The sequence below is a fragment of the Pseudomonas putida genome (assembly GCF_002741075.1).
Taxonomy (GTDB): domain Bacteria; phylum Pseudomonadota; class Gammaproteobacteria; order Pseudomonadales; family Pseudomonadaceae; genus Aquipseudomonas; species Aquipseudomonas putida_T.
Map to the genome: position 1 here is coordinate 3,967,274 of NZ_CP016634.1, position 26,529 is coordinate 3,993,802.

Genomic DNA, 26,529 nt, shown 5'->3' on the forward strand with positions numbered 1-26,529 from the left:
CAAAGCGCTACCAGACAAGCTAACCGTTGTCGAGATATGGCGGGGCCGGTCCTTTGCGTATACTGCAACCTATGTTCGCCCTCACTGCTTTGCGCCAGCGCTGCGCCAGATGGCTCTTCGCAACCGGACTCTTCCTGCTGCTCGGTGCCTGTGTTGAAAAACCCAGCACCCTCGAGCGCGTCAAGGAGGACGGCGTGCTGCGCGTTATAACCCGCAACAGTCCGGCCACCTATTTCCAGGACCGCAACGGTGAAACCGGCTTCGAATACGAGCTGGTCAAGCGTTTCGCCGACGACCTGGGCGTGAAGCTCGAAATCGAAACCGCCGACAGCCTCGATGAACTGTTCGACCAGTTGGGCAAGCCGTCCGGCCCGGTGCTGGCCGCCGCCGGATTGGTCAGCAGCGAAAAACGCAAGACCCAGGCGAGATTCTCCCACCCCTATCTGGAAGTGACCCCGCAGGTCATCTACCGCAATGGCCGCTCACGCCCCACCAACGTCAAGGGGCTCATCGGCAAGAAGATCATGGTGCTCAAGGGCAGCAGCCACGCCGATCAACTGGCCGAACTGAAAAAGCAGAACCCTGCCCTGGAATACGAAGAGTCCGACGCGGTCGAGGTCGTTGACCTCCTGCGCATGGTCGATGAAGGTCAGATCGACCTGACCCTGGTGGACTCCAACGAACTGGCGATGAACCAGGTCTACTTCCCCAATGTCCGGGTGGCCTTCGACCTCGGTGACTCCCGCGATCAACGCTGGGCGGTCGCCGCCGGCGAGGACAACAGCCTGCTCAACGAGGTCAACGAGTTTCTCGACAAGTCGCAGAAGAACGGCACCCTTCAGCGCCTGAAGGATCGCTACTACGGCCATGTCGACGTCCTCGGCTATGTGGGCGCCTACACGTTCGCCCAGCACCTGCAGCAGCGCCTGCCCAAGTACGAGAAGCACTTTCGCGCCACCGCCAAGACCGAGCAGGTGGACTGGCGCTTGCTGGCCGCGATCGGTTATCAGGAGTCCATGTGGCAGCCGGAAGTCACCTCCAAGACCGGCGTACGCGGCCTGATGATGCTGACCCAACGCACTGCCCAGGCCATGGGCGTGTCCAATCGCCTGGATCCGAAGCAGAGCATCCAAGGCGGTGCCAAGTACTTCATGGTGGTCAAGGACCAGCTCGACGAGAGCATCAAGGAGCCCGATCGCACCTGGTTCGCCCTGGCCGCCTACAACGTCGGCAGTGGCCACCTGGACGATGCCCGCATGCTGGCCAAGCGCGAAGGCCTGAACCCGAACAAATGGCTGGACGTGAAGAAGATGCTGCCGCGCCTGTCGCAGAAGCAGTGGTACCGCAAGACGCGCTACGGCTACGCCCGCGGCGGCGAACCGGTGCACTTCGTGGCCAACATCCGCCGCTACTACGACATCCTCACCTGGGTGACCCAGCCGCAGCTCGAAGGCCAAATGGCCGAAGGCAATCTGCACGTGCCGGGGGTCAACAAGGACAAGCCGGCCGAACAGCCATCGCCGATGTAATCAAACGCACGCCGCGGTATCTGAGCGGCCTTGCATCGCGATCGGACGCGAAGCGCCCATAAATCGCTGCCCCATACCTACCAGAGCATCACCCCTTGGCCCGCCGGGCCTTGAAGAAATCGCTCAGGATCTGCCCGCACGCCTCGGCCAGCACCCCGCCCTCGAACATCACCCGGTGGTTCAGGAAACCCTGGGTAAAGAACTGCCCCTGGCTCTGCACGATCCCGGCCTTGGGCTCCAGCGCGCCATATACCACCCGGGCAATGCGCGAATGCACGATCAGCCCCGCGCACATGCTGCACGGCTCCAGCGTCACGTACAGCGTGCTGCCGGGCAGTCGGTAGTTGCTGGCAGCCTTCGCGGCAGCGCGGATGGCCACCATCTCGGCGTGCGCACTGGGATCGCTGTCGGTGATCGGACGGTTGAAGCCCTGCCCGATCACCTGGCCATGCTGCACCAGCACCGCGCCAACCGGCACCTCGCCCATCGCAGCGCCCTGTGCGGCGAGGGCCAGGGCCAGTTGCATGAACTCCTGATCGCGGCTGCGATCGATGATCTGCGGACGCATCAGACCACCGCGATCGCGGCCATCAGGCCGGTTTCCATGTGGTCGATCACATGGCAATGGAACATCCAAGTGCCAGGGTTATCGGCCACCAGCGCCACCTGGGCACGTTCGTTCTTGCCCAGCAGGTAGGTGTCGGTGAACCAAGGCTCGACGATCTTCCGGCGATTTGAAGCGATCACCTTGAAACTCATGCCATGCAGGTGAATCGGGTGCTGGTACTGGGTCATGTTCTTGAATTCGAAGATGTAGCTGTTGCCCTTCTTGAGCGTGGCGATCGGGCGATCGGCACAGGTCTTGTCGGTGATGTCCCAGGCCTGGCCATTGATCTGCCACAGGCTTGGCGGTCGACCGCTCTCGGCGCCCACCGACACCTTGCCGGCCCATTCGAAATTGAAGTTGAGCTTCTCGGCATTCTCCATGTCCGGTTCGGCGATGGGATTGGCCGGCAGCGCCTTGGGCCAGTCGCCCGGCGCCTCATTGCTGGCGACCGAACGCAAGGTCCCCAACCGCACGAAGCCGTCACGCAAGGAAACCTCCTCGCCCGCCTCGGGAATGCGGATCGCCAGGCAGATACGCATGCCTGGGCCGAGCCAGTAGTCGTCCTCCAGCACCCGTGGGGTGACGGGGTTACCATCGAGTGCATACACCCGCGCCTCACAGTTGCCTTTGAGGTTGATGCGGTAGGTCCAGGTGTTGTCCAGATTCAGCAGGCGCACCCGTACCACCTGCCCCGCCGGCAGCTCCGTGACCGAGTCAGCCTGGCCATTGATGGTGATCAGGCGCCCGGCCGTACCATTGCGCGCAGCTTCGCGGGGAATGCTGAACGGCAACCAGGCACCCTGCTCGTCCACGTGCCAGTTCTTCAGGCTCAACGTGCGCTCATGCCGGAACCCGGTGGGCTCACGCTCCTCGACGATCAGCGGACCGACCAGGCCTCGCCCCAGTTCCTCGGAGCTGCTGACGTGTGGGTGATACCAGTAGCTGCCAGCATCGGGCACGCGGAACTTGTAGTCGAAGAACTCGCCCGGCTTGACCGGCAATTGCGAGACGAAGGGCACGCCGTCCATTTCCAGCGGCAGGCGAATGCCATGCCAGTGGATGGTCGTCTCCACGGGCAGGTGGTTGATGAAACGCACCCGCAGCCAGGTCCCCTGACGCACCCGCAACTCAGTCCCTGGCGCCGAGGGGCCAAAGGCCCAGGCCTCGGTCTTGAAGCCCGGCACCAGCTCGACGTCCAGCGGGGCGGCGATCAGCTCATAGTCGTGTCCGGCGTTCTCATCCTCGACCTTGCCCAGCCAGTAACGTGCCGCGCCCCCGGCGCCCAGACCAACCACCACCAGGCCGGTCAGGCCCTTGAGCATTTGTCGACGGGTAAAGGACATCGGTGCGGGTACCTCGTTTCTGCGCAATCAGTCTGCCAGCAGTGCTGGCAATGAAGGGCGAATACGATACACCCGCAATTGAGAAAGATTAAGTGAAGTCTTGTGTCGGCGGCTGGATCACCTTGTCGCAGCGTCGAACGCGCAGAAGGACATCCAGCGAATGCCCCCTGTGCGCCTTACCCTCAGTGGCTCGCCTGCGCCGCCGTCGAAGACCAGGAGTTCTCCGCCCCGGCACGGATTTTCAACCGTCTGCCGAAGGGGGCGTAGAAGTCGATAGCCGCATCTCGAAATTCGAGATACGTCAGAGAGCGCATCCCTGCTCTAGGCTTCAAGACATCGTCCAACAGATCGGCGTAGTCCGGACGCAAGCGCTTGAGCGTGTCGAGGAACATTTGAGGACCACTGATTGCAAAGATCTTGCGCATATAGGGATTGGTGCCGTCAGCGCCGACGGTACGCGAAGCCTCCAACTCACGCAGCGCGTCGATCTCATCGATCCAACGTCGATAGGCCGCCTGCTGGATCTCCTGCAGGACAGGGTTACCGGCGTGACTTGCAAAGTGACTGTTGCCCGGGCCGTAAAAGCCCATTCTCGGCGACGAGACCGCCCCACCCGTCAAAACGTCATCCGGGCCAGCGTTGAGCTCGACCGCTTCGAACGACCCCACCATGACGTCGTCGCAATCCATGTAGATACCGCCGTATTCGTGAATCAGGCGATACCTCAAGATGTCCGAGGCAGCCGCCAGGTTTTGCCCCTGACCACTGCGAAAGTAACGATAGGGCACCACCGTTTCATCATCGGTGAGAAACCTGGAGAAAAAAGGCTCATCCCCCAGCTCTGAAACCGCCATGTTGGGAAACTCCGCGAACGCTTGTTTCAACCGATCCAGTTCACCGGTAAAGGCTGCGTTGTCGACGTCCAGATGCAAGGTGAACTTCAAGCTGGGATTTGCACGGATATTCGCCTTCATCGTATCTATCAATCCGGTCCTGGGCCCCTGCGTACCCAACCAGATCTGATGAACTTCCCGGTTGATTGCCCGAGCCTCCTGCGAAATGCCTGGAATACGGGGAAAGGTGTATACCTCATAACGTACGCCGAACCGAAGCGATGACCTGACCGCTAGAAATGACTTCACACTGCCCTGTTTCCAGACGCCTTTATTGTTCAACCAGTGGACCTTCCCATCATAGGATTTCCACCCCCCGATATCGGCATCGAAGGTGACGCGCGTACCTCTGGCGGTGTTCATGGCGTAATACGTGTCTATCTGTTGTTCCTCTTCGAAGGCGGGACGTATTTCAATACCGTCCATGGGCACTTCGATCTGCACCAGAGGGTGCGCTCGCACCAAGGTAATGCCCGGTTTGAGAACGTCGGGCGCAGGTTCAGTATCCGGCGCGACCTCGATAAGACTCTCGCCACCGCGCAGGCCAGGTTTGACATCGATATCAGAGTAAAAACCCTTCAGTCGCTTGAGGTAAGGGCCTTCGATATTTGCCTCGTTTGATGAAATGATTCTGTACTGCCCCGCGCGCTCGATGCGCTCGACACGGTACAACTTGGCATGCACCCGCGCGTACCGCCTGATAGCACCGGACGCTTCGTCGGTTTCCTGATAGACAGCGCCGAAGTCATCCACCACCCATTTGCCACCGTCGCCCAGCGGCGCGTTGTATTCGAACTTGGCAAGTTCCTCGCGCAGTTGGGGGGACAGCGAGCGAAGACCATCGGGCTCGATCCCAAAGGCTTTCACACTGTCAAAGGTTTGAGCATGGAGCTTCGCACGCGCCAGCCTTTGCGCCTCCTCATGTTCGCGACGCACCCTTCGCTCATCGGTCGACTCACTGGCATGCTCTTCCCGTTGATTGGCAAGCTCTTGCTCCAGCTGTTCAGTCGTGGCGGCATTTTCCACCTGTTCCTGAGGGGTGAGCGTACTTGCCTTTTGCCCGATTTCGTCCGCCGCTCCTGGAGCGACCGCATCTCCTATCCGCGCCGCAGCACCCGCCACCTTGGCAATCTCAAGGGTGGCTGGCACGGCGTTGAGAATGCCAAAGATGATGCGGCGTTTGCCTTGCGCCTGATCCTCGACGATACTGTTGGCGACCTCATCGGCCCCCAAGCCGATCAGCGCAGCGGACATCGCTGCCACGGGTAGCCAGAGCGCCGGTACTGCCATTGCGACAATACTCGTGACGGTCAAGGCGGTGGACAACACCTCCCCGGCGAGCGCTTGATTGTAAGCAGCACGGCTTCGAATCAGCCGCAATGCATCGGACTGCAGGCGGCTTTTCAGATTGTTTTTAAAGTGCGTGAACGGCCAAGGATGAATAGCAGGGCCCAGGGTGATTTCATCGTGCGGATTCCAACGGGAGTAATTGCCCACATGCCAAGAGGGGAAAGCCCCCAGCCCCAGCAGTACGGTCTTGAGGCCTGACACGAATATCCCGTCCGGGTCGTCTTCGGCCTTGAAATGCCCTTCCAGGACCGTGCGCCGCTGCGTGAACCTGCACTGCAAGGCGAACCAGTCGCAGAACGCCGCCATGTCCTCAAAGCCATGCAGCGGGGAAGAGTTCCCGGGGATATACACCACTAGCCGACCGGACTGTTCATCCTTGAAAACGATGATGTCGCTGGCTGTATAGCGATAAACCAGAAGTTCGCGAATGCTGACGATCTCTTGATCCAGAGCGCCTTGCTCGAAGACCTCGTAAGTCAGCGTTTCCCAAGCGCTGGATGCGGGCAGCCCCATGGCCCTGAGCACCATTTGCTTATCACTGAGCGTCAGCGACCCTTCTTCATGCTGGACAAAGGCGGCCCTTAGCATCGACGCCTTGATCAACAAGTTGTAGCCGCGCTCATGAGAGCGCCAGAACTCATTCAAATGCTTCAGGTACTTCGCCTGCAGATCCACCTCCCAGGCAAAGCGTTTGAATGACTTCGGATCCAGACGAACCTGTGTATCGCTTGAAAAGCGCTGAGGCGTGGTTTTACGGTAGATGGCTTCGTAGGCGAAACAATCATCCAGTGGAAGCGGCGCTTCGGCGATGACCGTGGGATAACCTTCGAGCCTGAAGTCCTCCAGTGTTCCAAGATGGCTAAAAAGGCTGCCATCACCCTGTTGCTGCCAGTTTCGCATCAGAGCATCGGTCAAGGTCATGGACGATGCGATGTTCGCGCGTTGATCGCCCTCATCCCAGGCATCGATATACAAGGTCGTAATGAACAGCTCGTCTGGGTCGATATCCAGCTCCAGCATTTGCAGTACATAGGCCTTGGCCACGTCGTGGGAGAATTTGCGAGGCGACGGGTAGTCCACCGCCTGCTGGCTCACAAAGTCCTTCAACAACAAGGGCTCGCCCGTCTCGTGCCTGGAGGCTGTTACTTCGTTAGAGAAATCCTGAAAAATGTGTCGTTCGGTCATTTCGGCAGTTCCTTCGCAAGGGGAGCCATAGCATGCGAAGTCTGCCGATTCTGAAAAATCCAACTATTTACCACCTGGCGAGAACCCGCCATCCTCCACGGCGCACCCAACAGAAAGCCCGCAGATATGCGGGCTTTTTGTTGGCGCTTCAGGTGCCAGGTTGCCCCGGCAGTCTGATCATTCCCACTCGATGGTGGCTGGCGGCTTGCTCGACACGTCGTAGGTGACGCGGGAGATGCCGTCGATTTCGTTGATGATACGGCCGCTGACGGTCTCCAACAGCTCGTATGGCAGGTGCGCCCAGCGAGCGGTCATGAAGTCCACGGTTTCGACGGCGCGCAGGGCGACGACCCAGGCGTAGCGACGGCCATCGCCAACGACGCCAACCGACTTGACCGGCTGGAACACCACGAATGCCTGGCTGGTCTTGTGGTACCAATCGGCCTTGCGCAGTTCTTCGATGAAGATATGGTCGGCGCGACGCAGCAGGTCGGCGTATTCCTTCTTCACTTCACCCAGGATGCGCACGCCCAGGCCTGGACCCGGGAACGGGTGGCGGTAGACCATGTCGTACGGCAGGCCCAGTTCCAGACCGATCTTGCGCACTTCGTCCTTGAACAGCTCACGCAGTGGTTCGACCAGCTTGAGGTTCATTTCCTCCGGCAGGCCGCCGACGTTGTGGTGCGACTTGATCACGTGGGCCTTGCCGCTCTTGGCGCCAGCGGACTCGATCACGTCCGGGTAGATGGTGCCCTGGGCCAGGAACTGGATGTTCTCCAGCTTGCTGGCTTCGGCATCGAACACGTCGATGAAGGTGCGACCGATGATCTTGCGCTTCTTCTCCGGGTCCGATTCGCCAGCCAGGTTGTCGAGGAACTGCTGCTCGGCATCGGCACGGATCACCTTGACACCCATGTTCTCTTTGAACATGGCCATGACCTGGTCGCCTTCGTGCAAACGCAGCAGGCCGTTGTCGACGAAGACGCAGGTCAGCTGGTCGCCGATGGCGCGGTGCAGCAGCGCGGCGACCACCGAGGAGTCGACACCGCCGGACAGGCCCAGCAGCACGTTGGCCGAACCAACCTGCTCGCGAACCTGGGCGATGGCGTCTTCAACGATGTTGGACGGAGTCCACAGGGCTTCACAGCCGCAGATGTCCTGAACGAAGCGGGACAGGATGCGACCGCCCTGCTTGGTGTGGGTCACTTCCGGGTGGAACTGCACGCCGTAGTAGCCGCGGGTGTCGTCGAACATGCCAGCGATCGGGCAGCTCGGAGTGCTGGCCAGCACGTGGAAGTCGCCTGGCATCTGGGTGACCTTGTCGCCGTGGCTCATCCACACGTCCAGGCCCAGTACGCCGTCGTCATCGACGTGGTCTTCGATGCCGTCGAGCAGGCGGCTCTTGCCGACTACGTCAACGCGGGCATAGCCGAACTCGCGCAGGTCGGAGCCTTCGACCTTGCCGCCCATCTGCTCGGCCATGGTCTGCATGCCGTAGCAGATGCCCAGCAGCGGAACGTTCAGGTCGAAGACCGCTTGCGGTGCGCGCGGGCTGTTGGCTTCGTGGACCGACTCGGGGCCGCCAGCGAGGATGATGCCGCGCGGGTTGAATTCGCGGATCGCTTCATCGTCCATGTCGAACGGGTGCAGTTCGCAGTAGACACCGATCTCGCGCACGCGGCGGGCGATCAACTGGGTGTACTGGGAACCGAAATCGAGGATCAGGATGCGGTGAGCGTGAATGTCGAGGGCCATGACTCAATCTCGTCAGTGGAAATCGGAAACGACGCGGGGCTGTCGTGACAGCCCCGCTAACAGGTATTGCTGGAAGCCTTAGCCTACGCGGTAGTTAGGGGCTTCTTTGGTGATCTGCACGTCATGCACGTGGGACTCGGCCATGCCGGCACCGGTGATGCGCACGAATTCAGGCTTGGTGCGCATCTCTTCGATGGTCGCGCTGCCGGTGTAGCCCATGGAAGAACGCAGGCCACCCATCAGTTGGTGGATGATCGCAGCCAGGGCGCCCTTGTACGGCACACGGCCTTCGATGCCTTCCGGAACCAGCTTCTCGGCGCCGGCCGAGGAGTCCTGGAAGTAACGGTCCGAGGACCCCTGGGCCTGTGCCATGGCGCCCAACGAGCCCATGCCGCGGTAAGCCTTGTAGGAGCGGCCCTGGAACAGCTCGACCTCACCCGGCGCCTCTTCGGTGCCGGCGAACATCGAACCCATCATGACGCAGGAGGCGCCAGCGACGATGGCCTTGGACAGGTCACCGGAGAAGCGGATGCCACCGTCGGCGATCAGCGGGACGCCAGTGCCTTCCAGTGCGGCGGCGACGTTGGCGATGGCGCTGATCTGCGGCACACCGACGCCGGCGACGATACGGGTGGTGCAGATGGAGCCAGGACCGATACCGACCTTGACCGCGTCGGCGCCGGCTTCAGCCAGGGCCTTGGCAGCGGCGCCGGTGGCGATGTTGCCGCCGATCACCTGGACTTGCGGGTAGGTTTCCTTGACCCAGCGAACGCGATCGATCACGCCTTTGCTGTGGCCGTGGGCGGTGTCGACCACCACCACGTCAACCCCGGCGGCCACCAGGGCGGCAACGCGCTCGCCGGTGTCCTTGCCGGTACCGACCGCGGCACCGACACGCAGGCGACCTTGGTCGTCCTTGCTGGCCAGCGGGTAGGCCTTGGCTTTTTCGATGTCCTTGACGGTCATCATGCCCTTGAGGCTGAACTTGTCGTCGACGATCAGGACTTTTTCCAGGCGGTGCTTGTGCAGCAGCTCGCGGACTTCGTTCTTGTTGGCGCCTTCACGCACAGTGACCAGACGCTCTTTGGGCGTCATCACTTCACGTACCTTGGCGTCCAGGCGGCTCTCGAAACGCACGTCACGGGAGGTGACGATACCGACCAGGTCGCCGTTCTCCAGCACCGGAACACCGGAGATGTTGTTCAGGCGAGTCAGGTCGAACAGGTCACGCACGGTGGCGTCGGCGTCGATGGTGATCGGGTCCTTGACCACGCCGGCCTCGAACTTCTTGACCTTGCGCACTTCGGCAGCCTGCTGCTCGATGGTCATGTTCTTGTGGATGATGCCGATGCCGCCTTCCTGGGCCATGGCGATGGCCAGGCGCGCTTCGGTCACGGTATCCATGGCGGCGGAAACCAGAGGAATGTTCAGCTCGATGCCGCGGGTCAAACGGGTCTTGAGACTGACTTCATTGGGCAGTACCTCGGAATAGCCAGGTACAAGGAGGATATCGTCGAAGGTCAGGGCTTCTTGGCTGATACGCAGCATCGCGGGGGCTCCCGGGCGGGAAAAATGGAAGCGCGCCATTATACTCATCCACGGCGCGCCGCTCAATGCAAAATAAGGGCCTTCGGTCAGCCTTGCGGCAGTTTTACCTGCACCACCGCCACCGGTTGGTCCAACCAGTCGGCGAAGCTGTCGAGGAAGGCCTGGGTGAACCCGGCCTCGCCCCAGTTGTTGAAGATGAAGCCCAGGTTGGAAAAGGCACACGGCTGCAGGAAGAGAAACCCGTTGATGTCGTCCTCGAAACCACACAGCGGGCAGGTGAAGTTGTCGCTCACCCCAGGCATCCACTCCTCCAGGCTCTCGAACAGCGGCTCGCCAACTTCGCGCCGGCACTCTGGGCAGCCTGCCTCTTCGAGAAATCCTTCGGTGGGCGTATAGATACAGCGCTTGAGCATCACCTCCAGGCCGTTGACCTGCTCACCGAAGGGGAGTCGTTCCGGGTGCAGCGCCACCTTGCGCGCGCCTTGGGCCAAGGCGTAGCCCATGCGATTGCCGGTGCGGCCACAGGTGCTGAGCGGCTCCTCGACGATCTTCTCGCGCACCAGCCAGCGCAGGATCGCCCGGGCGCGGGCTTCGTGAACCGGGACAGTGGAGAGTTTGGGAACGATGATGCTCTGGGTGTTCATGAACGAAACGGGCCTGGGGACTGCGGTAGTGATGAGATTCTACCGCTCAACCACCGAGGTAGCGACCGATCAGCGCCAGCCCGCTGGCCAGCACCAGCCAGGTGACCAAGCGCACGAAGGCTTCACGGGACAGCTTCTGGCTCAGGTGCCGACCTAGCCAGAGCCCGGCGGCCATCACCGGTAACAAACATGCCGCGAGCCACAACAGGTGGGCATCGGCATACGTCCCGGCGATGAGAAACAGCGACAGGCGCACCACCGTGCTGCAGCTGATCAGCGCACTCTGGGTCGCACGCGCCTGCTCCGTGGAGTCCAGCCGGGCATTGAGGTAGATCGCATAAAGAAAGCCCCCGCTGCCGAATAAGGCGCCGAACAACCCGCCCGCCGTGCCCATCGGTACGGCCCAGACGCCCGCCAACCGCGCGGGCCGCACCTTTATCGCCAGGCCATACATGGCGTACCCCGTTACGAACAGCCCCATCAGCAACAACAGAAGGTCTGATTTCAAATGCAGCAGGAAGACCACGCCCAGGGTGCAGCCCACCGCCATGCATGGCAGCAACCTCAACAGCTCGCTGCGCGCCACCGCCCTGCGCGAGGGTAACCAGTTGCCGAAGGCCGCCACGAAGTCCAGCAGCACCAGCAGCGGGATGATCCGCGACAACGGCATGAAATGAATCAGTATCGGCCCTGCCACCAAGGCCGTGCCGAAGCCGGCAATGCCAAAGACGACGTAGGCAATGCCGACCCCTAGCAGGATGGGCAACCAATCAAGACCGGAAAACGGCAGTTGGACCAGCATGGACATGACCCCTGACAAGATGCAGACAGGTTAGCCAGCCATGAGCCATGCCGACTAATATGCCTTTCCGCCCTCAGCCATCTCAAAAAGGCATGCCATGACTTCCATCCGCCAATTGCGCTATTTCGTGGAAATTGCCGAGAACGGCAGCTTCAGCGCAGCTGCCGAGCGGCTGTACATTGCCCAATCGGCCTTGAGCCGCCAGATCAAGGAACTGGAACAGCAGCTTGGCACGCCGCTGTTCGAGCGCACTGCCCGCCAGCCACGCCTGACCGCGGCCGGTCTGGCGTTTCTCGACCGCGCCCGGCACCTGCTGGCTGACCTGGACAAAGCCGAACGCCTGGCCCGGGAGATTGGCCAGGGCTTGCGCGGCAGCCTGCGCCTGAATCACTCCAGCACCGTTCCGTTGACCGGACGGCTGCTCGAGCGTCTGGGCGGCTATCTGGAGGCCAACCCCGGCGTTTCCCTGGAGATCGCCCAGCAATCGTCGGAAGCGCAGTTGGAAGACATCGCCCAAGGACGTCTGGAAATCGGCCTGCTTCGCCTGCCCGTATTGCGCCAACATCATGACGTGGAAACCCATACCCTGTTCAGCGAGCCATTGCTGCTGGCCGTGGCGGCAGGCCATCCACTGGCAAACGCCACGCAGGTGGACCTGGAGCGATTGCGTGAGGAGCGCTTTATCTCCATCCCCCATCGGCAGCGGGGGGGTTTGAGCTATCTGTCCGCTTCGTTGTGCATGAAGGCGGGGTTCTTTCCCCGCGCCGCACAGGTCGTTTCTCGCAAGACCACCCAACTGCAACTGATCCAGGCCGGTTTCGGGGTGGCACTGTTGCCGGCCTGCATGCGCGACATTGCGCCGGCCTCGGTGCATTTCGTACCGCTGGATGAGCCTTGCCAGAGCACCGTGGCCCTGGCGTGTCGACGAGATGCGGGGGACCTGGTGCGCCAGTTCGTCTCGGCGATGCAAGCCTCGAGCGCCAACACAGACAACCAGGCGTGATGTCCTTTATGATGCCCGCCATGATCAGAGACCCCTTCGAACGACTCGGCCTGGACCGCGAAGTCCTCACCGTCAGCCAACTCAACGGCCGCGCCCGCGTGCTGCTCGAGGACGTGTTCCGCAGCGTCTGGGTGGAGGGCGAGATATCCAACCTCGCCCGGCCGGCCTCCGGGCACATGTATTTCACCCTCAAGGACAGCGGCGCCCAAGTGCGCTGCGCACTGTTCCGGCAAAACGCCGCGCGCGTGCGCCAGGCCCTGCGCGATGGCTTGGCGGTAAGGGTGCGAGGCAAGGTCTCGCTGTTCGAAGGGCGCGGTGACTACCAACTGATCCTCGACACCGTCGAGCCCGCCGGCGATGGCGCCCTGCGCCTGGCCTTCGAAGCGTTGAAGGAAAAGCTCGGCGCCGAAGGCCTGTTCAGCGCCGAACGTAAGCAGCCCCTGCCGGCCCACCCGCGTCGCATCGGCATCATCACCTCCCCCACCGGCGCGGTGATCCGCGACATCATCAGCGTATTCCGCCGCCGGGCTCCGCAGGTGGAACTGAACCTGATCCCCACCGCCGTACAGGGCCGGGAAGCCATCGCCCAGATCGTACGCGCCCTGCGCCTGGCCGACAGCATGGGCTTCGATGCGTTGATCCTGGCGCGCGGCGGGGGCTCGCTGGAGGACCTCTGGTGCTTCAACGAAGAGGACGTCGCGCTCGCCGTGGCCGCCTGTGTGACGCCCATCGTCAGCGCCGTGGGTCATGAAACCGACGTGTCGATCAGCGACTTCGTCGCCGACGTTCGCGCACCGACGCCGTCGGCGGCCGCCGAACTGCTGGCACCGGACAGCAGCGGCCTGCAGCAGCGCCTGGACAGCCTGCAACGGCGCCTGTTGCTGCGCATGAAAAACCGCCTGGCCCACGATCACCTGCGCCTGGATGGCCTGGCTCGCCGCCTGCGCCATCCCGGCGAACGCCTGCGCCAGCAGGCCCAGCGCCTGGACGACCTGGACATGCGCCTGCGCCGCGCCTTCATGCTCAACATGAACCAGCGCCACGAGCGCCTGGGCCGGTTCGACACACGCCTGGCCGCGCAACATCCGGGGCGCGCGCTCAAGCTGCTTGGCCAGCGCCTGGACAGCCTTGCCGAGCGCCTCCCTCGGGCGATGCGCGAAATCCTCAAGGATCGTCGCCAACGCTTCCAGGCCCAGTTGCAGACGCTGCAAGTGGTCAGCCCCCTGGCGACCCTGGCCCGCGGCTACAGCATCCTGCTCGACGAGCGCGGCCAGGCCATCCGCAGCGCCGCCCAGACCCACAACGGCCAACGCCTGACCGCCCGCCTGAACGAAGGCGAGCTCAAGGTGCGGGTCGAGGACAACCACCAGACTCCGGTCACCCTTTCGCTACTGGACTGACACATGCCCCGCCTGCTTGCCCCTCTGCTTGCGCTCTCCCTGCTGTTGCTCGGCACCCACGCCCAGGCCAGCTACATCACCCGCCAACTGAACAAACCGGTGCCTGGCGGTGTGGCAGTGGTCGACCTGGGCCCATCGGCCTCGGCACCCAACGCCCGCTTCGATGGCAAGCCGGTGCTGGTGGTGCAGGAGCAAGGCAATTGGCTGGCCATCGTCGGCATCCCGCTGACGCAAAAGCCTGGGACCGCCGTGCTGACCCAGGGCTCGCGCAGCCTGCCTTTCACCGTCGGCAGCAAGAAGTACCCCGAGCAGCACATCACCCTGAAGAACAAGCGCCAGGTCAATCCAGAGCCCGCCGACCTCAAGCGCATCGAGCGCGAGCTTGCCGAGCAGATCAAGGCCTACCGCAGCTTCAGCCCTGCCCTGCCGAGCAACCTGATCCTCGACAAACCGGTCAGCGGGCCACTGTCGAGCAAGTTCGGTGTGCGCCGCTTCTTCAACGGCGAGGAGCGCAACCCCCATGCGGGCCTGGACTTCGCCGTGCCGGCAGGTACACCTATCAAGACCCCGGCCAATGGCAAGGTGATCCTGGTGGGCGACTATTTCTTCAATGGCCGTACCGTGTTCGTCGATCACGGCCAGGGCTTCATCAGCATGTTCTGCCACATGTCGAAGATCGACGTGAAACCCGGGCAGACGCTGCGCCGAGGCGAGGTGGTCGGCCGCGTGGGCGCCACGGGCCGGGCGACCGGGCCGCACATGCACTGGAATGTCAGCCTCAACGATGCGCGGGTGGATCCGGCAATCTTCATCGGGGCATTCCAGCCCTGATGATCGGCGGAGTCTGTTTCGCGGGTCCCCCCCTCCCACAAGGACTGGCGCTGCCTTGGAAGCCTTCATAAAACCCTGTGGGAGCAGGCGTACCCGCGAAGAGGCCTGCACAGCCAACTATGATTCCGCCGAGTTGCGCCATCGAAAAATACAGCGCAAAAATACCGAAGGCACTTTTACATATCAGCCATAAAATCTCGCTCAACCGCTTTTTTTAAGCATTTCTCTCAATTTTTTCCGAATGCTTGCCATCCCTCCAGCCACTGGTTAGGGTTGAGGCATGAAAACCTTCAGCACCCTCATCCTGCTCCGACAACATCGCAGCCTCTGCCTGGTCAGCGCCCGACTACCAGGCTGATCGCGTCGCCTCGCCTCTTCATCTCGTTATCGCTCGGCAGGCCCGATCTCGGCCGCACATAAAAGGATTGCTTCCATGACCATGCTCAAAGACCCTTCGAAGAAATACCGCGCCTTCCCGACCATCGACCTGCCTGACCGTACCTGGCCGTCGAAGACCATCACCCAGGCGCCGATCTGGTGCAGCTCCGACCTGCGTGACGGCAACCAGTCGCTGATCGAGCCGATGGATTCGGAGAAGAAGCTGCGTTTCTGGAAGACCTTGGTGCAGGTCGGCGTGAAGGAAATCGAAGCCTCGTTCCCCTCCGCTTCGCAAACCGACTTCGACTTCGTGCGCACCCTGATCGAAGACGGCCACATCCCGGACGACACCACCATCCAGGTGCTCACCCAGGCCCGTGAAGACTTGATCGCGCGTACCTTCGAGTCCCTGCGCGGCGCCAAAAAGGCCATCGTTCACCTGTACAACGCCACCTCGCCGTCGTTCCGCCGCATCGTCTTCAACCAGGACAAGCAAGGCGTGAAGGACATCGCAGTGAACGCCGCCAAGCTGTTCGTCAAATATGCCGCGCAGCAACCGGAAACCCAGTGGACGTTCCAATACTCGCCGGAGACCTTCAGCGCAACCGAGATGGAGTTCGCCAAGGAAGTCTGTGACGCAGTGATCGAGGTGTGGAACCCGACCCCTGAGCACAAGATCATCCTCAACCTGCCGGCCACCGTCGAAGTCTCGACGCCGAACGTCTATGCCGACCAGATCGAATGGTTCTGCCGCAACGTCAACCGCCGCGACAGCGTGATCATCAGCCTGCACTGTCACAACGACCGTGGCACCGGTATCGCCGCCACCGAGCTGGGCCTGATGGCCGGCGCCGACCGTGCCGAAGGCTGCCTGTTCGGCAATGGCGAGCGTACCGGTAACGTCGACCTGGTGACCCTGGCCTTGAACCTCTACACCCAGGGTATCGACCCTCTGCTGGACTTCTCCGACATCGACGGCGTACGCAAGGTCGTCGAGGAGTGCAACCAGTTGCCTGTGCACCCCCGTCACCCGTACGTGGGCGACCTGGTCCACACCGCGTTCTCCGGCTCGCACCAGGACGCCATCCGCAAGGGCTTCGCCAAGCAGAAGGAAGACACGCTCTGGGAAGTGCCGTACCTGCCGATCGACCCGGCCGACATCGGCCGCAGCTACGAGGCGGTGATCCGCGTCAACAGCCAGTCAGGCAAAGGCGGCATCACCTACCTGCTCGAGCAGGAATACGGCATCAGCCTGCCACGCCGCATGCAGATCGAGTTCAGCCAGGTGGTACAGGGCGAGACCGACCGTCTGGGCCTCGAGATGACCGCTCAGCAGATCTACAGCTTGCTGCACAAAGAGTACCTGCAAGCCAACACGCCGTACGCGCTGGTCAGCCATCGCCTGCAGGAAGAGAACGGCCACAGCGCCGTGGAAGTGGAAGTCGCTGGCGAAGGCGAAACCACCCTGCACTGGCGCGGCAAAGGCAACGGCGCGCTGGAAGCGCTGGTCGCCGGCCTGCCGGTCAGCGTGGAGATCATGGACTACAACGAGCACGCGATTGGTGCCGGCACCAACGCCAAGGCCGCGGCCTACATCGAACTGCGTGTGGCCGGTGGTCGCCCGGTGCATGGTGTGGGGATCGACGAGAACATCACCACCGCCAGCTTCAAGGCACTGTTCAGCGCCTTGAACCGCTCGCTGAGCCAGCAGGAAGCCAAGGCGGCGTAAGCTGTCACGCAGTGATCAAGCCCGCATCGTTCGATGCGGGCTTTTTATTGCCTGTTGGATCGATGAGGGCTGCTGCACAGCCCTTTCGCGGCACAAGGCCGCACCTACAGAAATCCGCGAACGCGTTCATCGCTTGTAGCGGCCTTGCCCCACCTTACTTCAGCGCAAAAAAAGGGCGCCAATCAGGCGCCCCACAAGCGTTGTAGCACACAACAAATTCAGCTTCAGTCCAGCAATGCCATCGCCTCGGCGCTGCAGGCCTCGATCCGTGCCCAGTCGCCGTTCTTGATCCAGCCGCTGTCGAGCATCCAGGTCCCGCCCACGCACATCACGTTGGGCTGGGCCATGTAGTTGCGCACGTTGGCCGGGTTGACGCCACCGGTGGGACAGAAGCGGATGTCGCCGAACGGGCCGGCGAAGGCTTTGATCGCCGCTACGCCGCCGCTGATTTCGGCGGGGAACAGCTTGAAGCGACGGTAGCCCAGGGCGTAACCCATCATGATTTCCGAGGGCGTGCTGATACCGGGCAACAGCGGGATGTCGCTTTCGACACCCGCCTGAAGGATGTCCTGGGTCACCCCAGGGGTCACCACAAATTGTGCTCCTGCAGCGTCCACCGCAGTGAACATGGTGCGATCCAGGACGGTACCGGCGCCGACGCACAGTTCCGGACGCTCCTCGCGCAGCACGCGGATGGCCTTGAGGCCATGCTCGGAACGCAGGGTCACCTCCAGGGTACGGATGCCACCGGCGGCCAGGGCGTCGGCCAGGGGCAGAATATCTTGCTCACGGGCGATGGTGATCACCGGCAGAATGCGCGCCTTGCCACAGATCGCGTCGATCCGGGCGGCTTTCTCGGCCATCGAGAGCAGAGGCTGTTGGCGTTCGAGCGTGGTCATGAGAGTGGATCCTTGGCTCATGGGCACCAGTAGATGTCCAGGGGGTCGTGAAGAAAGGCGCGAATCGGCATTTCGGTTGGGTCAGCGGCCGCCAATGCGGCGCGCAGGGTAGCGAGTTTGCCCGGGCCTTGCACGGACAGTGCGATGAAACCAGCGCTGGCCAACAGGGCACGGGTCATGCTCAGGCGCTGGCGCGGCACATTCGGTGCCAGCATCGGCAGGCAGCGGCGGGCGCTGCGCACATCCAGACCTTCATCCAGGTTGGGGCTGGCCGGGAACAACGAGGCCGTATGACCATCATCGCCCATGCCCAGCACCAGTACATCGATCACAGGCAGCGCAGCCAGGGCCTGGTCAGCCAGGACAGCGGCGGCCTCGAGACTCTCGGCGTAGTGATACAGGCCCACGAAGCGGGCCTTGGCAGCCGGCCCCTTGAACAGGTGACGTGCGAGCAAGCCGGCGTTGCTGTCGGCGTGCGCGACCGGCACCCAACGCTCGTCGGCCAGGCTGACCGTGACGTTCGACCAGTCCAGCGTTTCGCCCGCGAGCTTCTCCAGGAACGGCACCGGGCTGCGGCCACCCGACAGCACCAGACACGCCGCGCCTTTGCGGGCAATGGCCTGACGCAGCTTTTCGGCCACGTCATGGGCCAGCGTCGCCGCCAAGGCTTTGCCGTCAGCCAGCGAATGCGTCGTTACGCTCGCCGGCAGTTGCAGTTCAGATATCGCCATACCACGCCCTCCCGTCACGTGTGATCAGTGCGATGGAGCTCATCGGCCCCCAGGACCCCGCCGCGTAAGGCTTGGGTGCGTCCCCGGCGTTCTTCCAGCCGGCGATCAACTGGTCGCACCAGGTCCAGGCATATTCGATTTCGTCCTTGCGCACGAACAGGTTCTGGTTGCCGCGCATCACTTCCAGCAACAGACGCTCGTAGGCATCCGGGATACGCGCACTGCGCCAGGTGTCGGAAAAATTCAGTTGCAAGGGCCCGCTACGCAGTTGCATGCCTTTGTCCAGGCCTTGCTCCTTGGTCATCACCCGCAAAGAAATGCCTTCGTCCGGTTGCAGGCGGATGATCAGTTTGTTACCGATCTGCAAACGCTGCTCGGGGGCAAAGATGTAGTGCGGTGTTTCCTTGAAGTGGATGACGATCTGCGACAGCTTTTGCGGCATGCGCTTGCCGGTACGCAGGTAGAACGGCACGCCGGACCAGCGCCAGTTGCGGATGTCCGCGCGCAGGGCGACGAACGTCTCGGTATCGCTCTGGGCGTTGGCGTTGTCTTCTTCCAGGTAGCCTGGCACCGGCGCGCCATCGCTGTAGCCGGCAATGTACTGCCCGCGCACCACACGGGTGCTCAGGGCCTCGCCGGTGATCGGCGCCAGGGCCTTGAGCACTTTGACCTTCTCGTCGCGAATGCTGTCGGCGGACAAGTCGCTCGGTGGGTCCATGGCGATCAGGCAGAGCAACTGCAGCAGATGGTTCTGGATCATGTCGCGCAACTGCCCGGCCTTGTCGAAGTAGCCCCAGCGCCCCTCGATCCCGACTTTCTCGGCCACGGTGATTTCCACGTGGGAGATGGAGTTCTGGTTCCACTGGGTTTCGAACAGGCTGTTGGCAAAGCGCAGCGCGATGAGGTTCTGCACCGTCTCCTTGCCCAGGTAGTGGTCGATGCGATAGACCCGGTTCTCCGGGAAGAACCGCGCCACCGCATCATTGACCCGACGGGACGACTCCAGGTCATGGCCGATGGGCTTTTCCAGTACGACGCGAGTACGCGCGGCCAGGCCGGCTTTGTCCAGGTTTTCGCAGATCGCGCCGTACACCGAGGCGGGTGTGGCGAAATAGGCAATCAATGGCAGGTCTGCTGCGACCTGCTCGGTCAGCGTCTGGTAGCCGTCGGCCTGGAGGAAATCCAGGCGCAGATAGCTCAGACGGCCGAGGAAGCGCCCCAGCACGCCGGGTTCGATGTCTGCCTCTGGCACGAAGCGGCGCAGGTGCGCCTCGATGGTCGCCAGATGCTGCTCGCCGTCACCGGCTTCACGAGCCAGGGCCAGCAGGCGTGAATCGGCATGCAGCAAGCCGGCTCGGTCGAGCTGATAGAGCGCGGGAAACAGCTTGCGCAGTGCCAGGTCGCCGAGGGCGCCAAACAAGGCAAAGGTGCAAGGTTCTACACTGATCGCAGCCATGATGTTGGTTCTTTCCTAAAGTTGGCCTAGGAATATCGTTTTCAACCGCGGTTTTCAAGGGGTAATGTAGTAAAAACCACAACATTACCGACAACTGTGACAGACAAGTGGTACGGCAACCTCGCCGACAGTACGATAGACACCGTGCAAAAAGCCCGCTGTTCCCTCAGCCGGCTGTCTTCCCGACCCAAGGACATACCATGGACCGCGTGAGAAACCTCCTGGAGCAGATCCAGGGACGCCTCGACGAGCTGAACAAGGCCGAACGCAAAGTCGCCGAAGTCATCCTGCTCAACCCGCAACAAGCTACCCGCTTCAGCATTGCCGCGCTGGCCCAGGCCGCCAAGGTCAGCGAGCCGACGGTCAACCGCTTCTGCCGCTCCTTCGGTGTCAGTGGCTACCCCGAACTCAAGCTGCAGCTGGCCCAGAGCCTGGCCAGCGGCGCCGCTTACGTCAGCCGTGCGGTGGAAGCCGACGACGACCCGGCCGCTTACACCCAGAAAATCTTCGGCAGCGCCATCGCCTCGCTCGACAGCGCCTGCCAGGCACTCGACCCACATCAGGTCAGCCGCGCCGTGGACATGATGATCCAAGCCCGGCAGATCCACTTCTTCGGCCTGGGCGCCTCGGCCCCCGTGGCCCTCGACGCCCAGCACAAATTCTTCCGTTTCAACCTCGCGGTGTCGGCCCATGCCGACGTGCTCATGCAGCGCATGCTGGCTTCGGTCGCCCACACCGGCGATCTGTTCGTCATCATCTCCTACACCGGTCGCACCCGCGAACTCGTGGAGGTGGCCCGCGTGGCGCGTGAAAACGGCGCCTCGGTGCTTGGCCTGACCGCCGCCGGCTCGCCCCTGGCCAAGGCCTGCAGCCTGAGCCTGAACATCCCGTTGCCGGAAGACACCGACATCTACATGCCGATGACCTCGCGGATCATCCAACTCACCGTGCTCGATGTGCTGGCCACCGGCATGACCCTGCGCCGCGGCGTGGACTTCCAGCCGCACCTGCGCAAGATCAAGGAAAGCCTCAACGCCAGCCGTTACCCGATCGAGGACGACGAACTCAACTGAGCCGGTGCGCCTGCAGGCTTAGATGAGCCTGCTGCCCCGGCGCCAGGCTCAGGCCCTCGCCGCTGCCACTGGCGATCTCGACACAGACGAACCGTTGACACTCCCGCCCGCTGACACCCACCAAGGGGCGCTTGCCGGGGTGCCAGACCACGGTGTCGTCGGAGTCGCCACTGTCGATGCACAGTTCACGCTCCCAGGCGGGATCCTGCAACTGCACCCGGGGCGTACCCGGGTAGACCTTCTGGCAGCCGCCCTTGACCTTGAGCGCACCGTCCTCGCGGCAGGCCTGGCGATTGAGGCGGTCGTAGCCTTCGATGTCCTCAAGCCCAGACAGCGCTATCTGCGAGACGTCACTGATACGCCAATAGGCCAGCAGCGCATGGCTCAACTGGCACGGTTCGCTGTCTTGGTGCTCGGTGGTCAGGCTCAGTTCCATGCCACTGCCCAATCGCGCGTGCAGGTCCACTTGCCAGTCGCACAGCTGCAGGCGCCAAGTCAGGGTCACGCCTTCTTCGTCCTCCTGGCTCTCGACCAGCTTCCAGTCGAGCAGGCGCGCCCAGCCATGGGACGGCCACAGGTCTTCGCTAGGATGACGCCCATACCAGGGCCAGCACACCGGTACGCCACCTCGGATCGCCCCGGCCAGCGGCCACTGTTCGGCGCACCACAACCAAGGCCGTTCACCGGCAGGCTGAAAATGCACCAGTTGCGCGCCCTGGCGACTGAATACCGCCTGGCAACGGGGGTGATCGATGATCAACACATCGCGCTGCTGATAACGCTCCCACTCGAACGTCGGCCTGGGCCTCTGCGCGCAAAAGAAGCGATGTAGCGGATGTTCGGGCATGGTTCCAAGCTCTTGTTGTTTGAGATAGCGCTGTCTCGGCGCGGGCTTCATTTCCACTGAGCTCCAGTGGAAATGAAGTGGCCGGGAATGGATGGCGTAAATTTACAACAATTTTTCTCAGAATGACGACTGAATCTTCACTCCCGCGACCAGCGCGTTGTCGACCTCATCCACCGCGCCTGGGCTCTTGATGTACTGCAGGTTGGGCCGCACGGTCAGCCAGTTGGTGACATGAAAGCCATAGTAGAGCTCGGCGTTGTACTCGGTGCGCTGCAGCGGCACGAAGCCTGGATTGTCGTAGTCATCGATGCCGCTGGCGGCGTTGAGCTGCTCGGCGCGCTTCTTGACGTCGTCATTGACGTGGATCCGCGCGATGCCAAAACCGATGTCGTCCTTGGGCCGGGCATCGAAGGGGCCTTTGTAGACCATGCCCACCTGCTGGTAGTTGTCGATGGCGTTGGTGGCCTTGTCGTGCACGGTGAAGTTGGCGAACAGGCTCAGCCCCCGGTTGACGTCACCGTTGTGCGCCGTCACCTGCTGCTGGGCCACGACCCACCAGCCGTGCTTGCTGGAATGGGATTTGAAGTCGTTGCCGGTGATGCCTTGGGGTTGGCCGTTGACGTCCTCATAGACATCGTCGGCGTTGGCGGTGCTGTAGTAGTAGCCCAACCGGTACTCGCCCGGCAGGCCATTGACCTTGGGCGACCAGACCATCTCCACCGGCAGGATCGCACCCTTGGTGCCGCTGCCGCTGAGCTTGAAGCCGTTACCGGTCTCAAGGTTCGACGGATTCTGCTCGAAGGCCCCCACCTGCACGAAGAATTCCGGGTTGATGTTGTACTTGACCCGCAGCGCCCATTGGCTGACCGGCCAGTTGTACCAGATGCCACCGACCCAGTTGCCCACCTGGGAGCCGCAGAAGGCCAGGTTCTGGAAGTCGCACGGGAAGCTGTTGAAGTCCTCGCCCTCGCCGAAACGACCGAATTTCACGTCCAGGGCGCCATCGAAGTACTTCTGCTTGATCCACATCTGGGTCAAGCGCCAGGTTTGGCCCCGCCCCCAGACCTCCTGGACCGAGCTCAAATGCCCGGCGCGTGGGTCGCTGATGCGGTCGTTGGACAAGTTACGGCCGCTGCGCTCGGTGATGGCCAGTTTGAATTCGGCGTCATGCCAGCCCAGGATCTTCTCAAGGTCCAGATGCGCGCCCAGGGCGAACTGGTCGCTGTAGCGGGCGGTCTTGTCGTCGTTGTAGCCGCCGTGCAGGTTCCCGGCCACCTCGCCGACGTAGTCGAGGGTGAAGTCGTAGCCTTTTTCCAGCAGTTCGGTGCGGGTCCCGCCCCAGTCGCCGGTCATCCATTTCGAATCCGCCGAGAAGGCCTCGGCCGCGTGCACCCCGCCGCTGCCAACGAAGGTCAGCATGGCCAGCGAGCTCAGCGTCCTGATGCGTTTGCGATGGTCCATCCCTTGTTCCTCACTTTTCTTGTTATTGATGGTTTAGATGACTCAGCGCCCTTTGAAGCGCGCAACATTGCCTGTGGTGATCTGCTCGGACGCGCCCCGCCCCAGACGCTCACCACTGGCGGCATCGAACAGCAGCACCCGTGAAGGGTCGAACTGCAGGCTCAGACTGTCCCCCACACGGCAGGCGACATCCGGCGCCAAGCGACAGCACACCTTGACCTGATTGAGGGTGACGAACACCAATAGGTCCGGCCCGGTGGGCTCGGTCACCTGCACCTCGGCGCGGATGCCCTGCACACCATCGCCCTCTCCCACGGCAATCTGCTCGGGGCGAATGCCCAACACCACCTCGCACCCTTCGCGCTCATCCGACAGGCCTGCCACAGGTAGCTCGCAACGGGCCTGCCCACTGTCGAGCAATGCCACCAGGCGCCCTTGCTGCTTCGTCAGGCGCGCCGGGATGAAGTTCATTGGCGGTGAGCCGATGAAGCTGGCGACGAACTGGTTGGCCGGGTCGTTGTAGATCTGCTGGGGCGTGCCGAACTGCTGGATGACGCCGTCCTTCATCACCGCCACCTTGTCACCGAGGGTCATGGCCTCGATCTGGTCATGGGTGACGTACACGGTGGTGGTCTTCAAGCGTTGGTGCATCAGCTTGATCTCGGTGCGCATCTCCACCCGCAGCTTGGCATCGAGGTTCGACAACGGCTCGTCGAACAGGTAGATCTTCGGGCGCCGCGCCAAGGCCCGGCCCATGGCCACCCGCTGCTGCTGGCCGCCAGAAAGCTGGCCTGGCTTACGCGTGAGCAGATGCTCGATCTGCAGCAGCTTGGCCACCCGCGTCACCTCGTCGTCGATCGCCGCCTGAGGCATCTTGCGAATCTTCAAGCCGAAGGCGATGTTGTCGCGCACATTCATGGTCGGGTACAGCGCATAGGACTGAAACACCATGGCGATGTCCCGGTCCTTGGGGCTCATGCCACTGATGTCGGCGCCATCGACCAGGATTTCGCCGCCGCTGATGTCCTCCAGCCCGGCGATGCAGTTCATCAAGGTCGACTTTCCACACCCGGAGGGGCCGACCAGAATCAGGAACTCGCCGGACTCGATGCCCAGATCGATGGCCTTGAGGGTGTCCGGCAGGCCGCTGCCGTAGCGCTTGTTGACGTTGCGAAGTTCGAGCCGTGCCATGTGTCACCCCTTGACCGCGCCGGCGGTCAGGCCGCGCAGGAAATATTTGCCGGCCAGCACATAGACCAGCAGGGTCGGAAGCCCCGCGATCATCGCCGCCGCCATGTCGACGTTGTATTCCTTGACCCCGGTGCTGGTGTTGACCAGGTTGTTCAGGGCCACGGTGATAGGCTGGGCGTCGCCGCTGGCGAACACCACGCCGAAGAGAAAATCGTTCCAGATCTGGGTGAACTGCCAGATCAGGCAGACCATGATGATCGGCACCGACATCGGCAGCAGGATCCGCCCGAAGATGGTGAAGAACCCCGCCCCATCCAGCCGCGCTGCCCGCACCAGGGCCTCGGGTACGCTGCAGTAGTAGTTGCGAAAAAACAGCGTGGTGAAGGCCAGCCCATACACGATATGCACCAGCACCAGCCCCGTGGTGGTACTGGCCAGGCCCAGTTTGCCGAGGGTGAACGAGGCCGGCAGGAGCACGGTCTGGAACGGCAGGAAGCAACCGAACAGCAACAGGCCGAAGAACAGCTGAGAGCCTCTAAAGCGCCACATCGACAGCACATAGCCGTTCAAGGCGCCCACGAGGGTGGAGATGAGCACGGCCGGCACGGTGATCTTCACCGAGTTCCAGAAATAGCCTCCGACCGTGTCCCAGGCCTTGATCCAGCCGATCCCGGTGATCACTTCCGGCCAGCTCAGCAGGTTGCCGGCGCGGATGTCCTCCGGCGACTTGAAGCTGGTCAGCAGCATCACCACCAGGGGTATCAGGTACAGCGCACAGGCGATCAGCAACGTGGCATGGATGGCCAGGCGGCTGGGGGCAAACCAACGCGGACTAGTCATGGCGCTTGGTCCTCAGCTCCGAATACAGGTAGGGCACCAGGATCGCCAGGATGGCGCCGAGCATGAGGATCGCGCTGGCCGACCCCATGCCCATCTGCCCACGGCTGAAGGTGAAGTTGTACATGAACATCGCCGGCAGGTCGGAGGCATAGCCCGGGCCACCAGCGGTCATCGCTGCCACCAGGTCGAAGCTCTTGATGGCGATGTGCGCAAGGATCATCAAGGCACTGAAGAACACCGGCCGCAGGCTTGGCAGCACGATACGCAGGTAGATCTTCGGCAGGCTCGCGCCGTCGACCTGGGCGGCGCGGATGATCGAGGGGTCGACCCCACGCAGGCCCGCCAGGAACAACGCCATGACAAAACCCGAGGCCTGCCACACCGCAGCGATCACCAGGCAATAGACCACCCGGTCCGGATCCACCAGCCAGTCGAAGCGAAAGCCTTCCCAGCCCCAGTCGCGCAGCAGTTTGTCCAGGCCAAGACCAGGGTTGAGCAGCCATTTCCAGGCGGTACCGGTGACGATCATCGACAGCGCCATGGGGTACAGGTAGATCGTGCGGATGACGCCTTCGCGGCGGATGCGCTGGTCGAGCAGCACCGCCAGCAATACCCCCACTACCAGGCTGATGGCGATGAACAGGCCGCCGAACACCAGCAGGTTCTTGCTGGCGACCCACCAGCGGTCGTTGGCCAGCAGCTTGAGGTACTGGCTCAGCCCGGCCCACTGATAGCTGGGCATGAAGCTGGAGCGGGTGAAGGACAGCACGAAGGTCCAGAGGATGTAGCCATAGAAGCCCACCAGGACAATCAGCATGCTGGGCGCCAGCACCAGTTTAGGGAGCCAGCGTTGCAGGGCGTCCAGGGGGGACGCCCGCAGGGTTGCGATTGCTGTGTTCATGTGAAGTACCGGAGAACCTGCATCGAGCGCGAATCCTGTGGCGCGCGGGTTTATCGAGGCGTCGAAGCGCCGCGAACACCGGCGAAGCGGGTGCCATGCACCGTGTCGCATGCTTCGCGGGTGAACCCGCTCC

General features: G+C 62.5%; 21 protein-coding genes. 6 read left to right on the plus strand and 15 right to left on the minus strand.

The genetic code is table 11. The features are described from left to right. Positions 1-71: 71 nt before the first annotated feature. Positions 72-1,529: a membrane-bound lytic murein transglycosylase MltF gene (gene mltF / locus IEC33019_RS18585; protein WP_070093168.1), complete on the plus strand. Its 1,458-nt coding sequence runs from the start codon at positions 72-74 to the stop codon at positions 1,527-1,529. Positions 1,530-1,617: 88 nt separating this feature from the next. On the opposite strand, the gene tadA is transcribed toward mltF, so the two are convergent. From tadA to IEC33019_RS18620, 7 genes are all read right to left on the minus strand, one after another. Further along, on the minus strand, positions 1,618-2,097 hold the full coding sequence (gene tadA / locus IEC33019_RS18590; RefSeq protein ID WP_070093169.1) for a tRNA adenosine(34) deaminase TadA: 480 nt from the start codon (positions 2,095-2,097) through the stop codon (positions 1,618-1,620). Beyond that, on the minus strand, positions 2,097-3,479 hold the full coding sequence (locus tag IEC33019_RS18595) for a multicopper oxidase family protein (protein WP_070093170.1): 1,383 nt from the start codon (positions 3,477-3,479) through the stop codon (positions 2,097-2,099). Before IEC33019_RS18595 ends, tadA begins: the two co-directional genes overlap by 1 nt. A 182-nt stretch (positions 3,480-3,661) precedes the next feature. Beyond that, positions 3,662-6,907: a dermonecrotic toxin domain-containing protein gene (locus tag IEC33019_RS18600; RefSeq protein ID WP_070093171.1), complete on the minus strand. Its 3,246-nt coding sequence runs from the start codon at positions 6,905-6,907 to the stop codon at positions 3,662-3,664. Positions 6,908-7,084: 177 nt separating this feature from the next. Then, complete coding sequence (gene guaA, locus IEC33019_RS18605; RefSeq protein WP_070093172.1) at positions 7,085-8,662, minus strand: glutamine-hydrolyzing GMP synthase; 1,578 nt, start codon at positions 8,660-8,662, stop codon at positions 7,085-7,087. 78 nt (positions 8,663-8,740) lie between these two features. Then, a complete protein-coding gene (gene guaB / locus IEC33019_RS18610; RefSeq protein WP_070093173.1) occupies positions 8,741-10,210 on the minus strand; it encodes an IMP dehydrogenase in 1,470 nt (489 codons plus the stop codon). Positions 10,211-10,296: 86 nt separating this feature from the next. Next, complete coding sequence (locus IEC33019_RS18615; RefSeq protein ID WP_070093174.1) at positions 10,297-10,854, minus strand: sugar ABC transporter ATPase; 558 nt, start codon at positions 10,852-10,854, stop codon at positions 10,297-10,299. A 46-nt stretch (positions 10,855-10,900) separates the two neighbouring features. Next, entirely contained in the window at positions 10,901-11,656 is a 756-nt protein-coding gene (locus IEC33019_RS18620) for a sulfite exporter TauE/SafE family protein (protein ID WP_070093175.1), read from the minus strand. 97 nt (positions 11,657-11,753) lie between these two features. Between IEC33019_RS18620 and IEC33019_RS18625 the strand changes: the two genes are divergently transcribed. The 4 genes from IEC33019_RS18625 (at position 11,754) to leuA (ending at position 16,997) form a co-directional block, all read left to right on the plus strand. Beyond that, a complete protein-coding gene (locus tag IEC33019_RS18625; RefSeq protein ID WP_070093176.1) occupies positions 11,754-12,659 on the plus strand; it encodes a LysR family transcriptional regulator in 906 nt (301 codons plus the stop codon). A 20-nt stretch (positions 12,660-12,679) separates the two neighbouring features. Then, positions 12,680-14,059, plus strand: a complete 1,380-nt coding sequence (gene xseA / locus IEC33019_RS18630; protein WP_070093214.1) for an exodeoxyribonuclease VII large subunit — start codon at positions 12,680-12,682, stop codon at positions 14,057-14,059. A gap of 3 nt (positions 14,060-14,062) precedes the next feature. Next, entirely contained in the window at positions 14,063-14,890 is an 828-nt protein-coding gene (locus IEC33019_RS18635) for a M23 family metallopeptidase (RefSeq protein ID WP_070093177.1), read from the plus strand. 433 nt (positions 14,891-15,323) lie between these two features. Next, positions 15,324-16,997 (plus strand): 2-isopropylmalate synthase, encoded by a 1,674-nt coding sequence (leuA, locus tag IEC33019_RS18640; protein WP_070093178.1) that lies wholly within the window; start codon positions 15,324-15,326, stop codon positions 16,995-16,997. A gap of 224 nt (positions 16,998-17,221) precedes the next feature. Here leuA and IEC33019_RS18645 read toward each other — a convergent pair whose 3' ends face one another. From IEC33019_RS18645 to zwf, 3 genes are read right to left on the minus strand one after another with little or no spacing between them, the layout of a single operon-like run. Continuing rightward, the gene (locus IEC33019_RS18645) at positions 17,222-17,896 is read right to left on the minus strand and encodes a bifunctional 4-hydroxy-2-oxoglutarate aldolase/2-dehydro-3-deoxy-phosphogluconate aldolase (RefSeq protein WP_070093179.1); all 675 of its coding nucleotides are present in this window, start codon (positions 17,894-17,896) and stop codon (positions 17,222-17,224) included. 17 nt (positions 17,897-17,913) lie between these two features. Continuing rightward, positions 17,914-18,627: a 6-phosphogluconolactonase gene (gene pgl, locus IEC33019_RS18650; RefSeq protein WP_099593835.1), complete on the minus strand. Its 714-nt coding sequence runs from the start codon at positions 18,625-18,627 to the stop codon at positions 17,914-17,916. After that, positions 18,614-20,083, minus strand: a complete 1,470-nt coding sequence (gene zwf, locus IEC33019_RS18655; RefSeq protein WP_070093181.1) for a glucose-6-phosphate dehydrogenase — start codon at positions 20,081-20,083, stop codon at positions 18,614-18,616. Before zwf ends, pgl begins: the two co-directional genes overlap by 14 nt. 209 nt (positions 20,084-20,292) lie before the next feature. Between zwf and hexR the strand changes: the two genes are divergently transcribed. Then, positions 20,293-21,156, plus strand: coding sequence for a DNA-binding transcriptional regulator HexR (hexR, locus tag IEC33019_RS18660; protein ID WP_170831788.1), 864 nt, complete (start codon positions 20,293-20,295; stop codon positions 21,154-21,156). On the opposite strand, the gene IEC33019_RS18665 is transcribed toward hexR, so the two are convergent. From IEC33019_RS18665 to IEC33019_RS18685, 5 genes are all read right to left on the minus strand, one after another. Continuing rightward, positions 21,149-22,003 (minus strand): D-hexose-6-phosphate mutarotase, encoded by an 855-nt coding sequence (locus tag IEC33019_RS18665; RefSeq protein ID WP_070093183.1) that lies wholly within the window; start codon positions 22,001-22,003, stop codon positions 21,149-21,151. The two genes, hexR and IEC33019_RS18665, sit on opposite strands and share 8 nt — an antisense overlap. 117 nt (positions 22,004-22,120) lie before the next feature. Then, a complete protein-coding gene (locus IEC33019_RS18670; RefSeq protein ID WP_244509781.1) occupies positions 22,121-23,422 on the minus strand; it encodes a carbohydrate porin in 1,302 nt (433 codons plus the stop codon). 84 nt (positions 23,423-23,506) lie between these two features. Further along, on the minus strand, positions 23,507-24,655 hold the full coding sequence (locus tag IEC33019_RS18675; RefSeq protein ID WP_099593837.1) for an ABC transporter ATP-binding protein: 1,149 nt from the start codon (positions 24,653-24,655) through the stop codon (positions 23,507-23,509). Positions 24,656-24,658: 3 nt separating this feature from the next. Further along, complete coding sequence (locus tag IEC33019_RS18680) at positions 24,659-25,495, minus strand: carbohydrate ABC transporter permease (RefSeq protein ID WP_070093186.1); 837 nt, start codon at positions 25,493-25,495, stop codon at positions 24,659-24,661. Beyond that, positions 25,488-26,396 (minus strand): carbohydrate ABC transporter permease, encoded by a 909-nt coding sequence (locus tag IEC33019_RS18685; RefSeq protein WP_070093187.1) that lies wholly within the window; start codon positions 26,394-26,396, stop codon positions 25,488-25,490. Before IEC33019_RS18685 ends, IEC33019_RS18680 begins: the two co-directional genes overlap by 8 nt. Positions 26,397-26,529 lie beyond the last annotated feature (133 nt).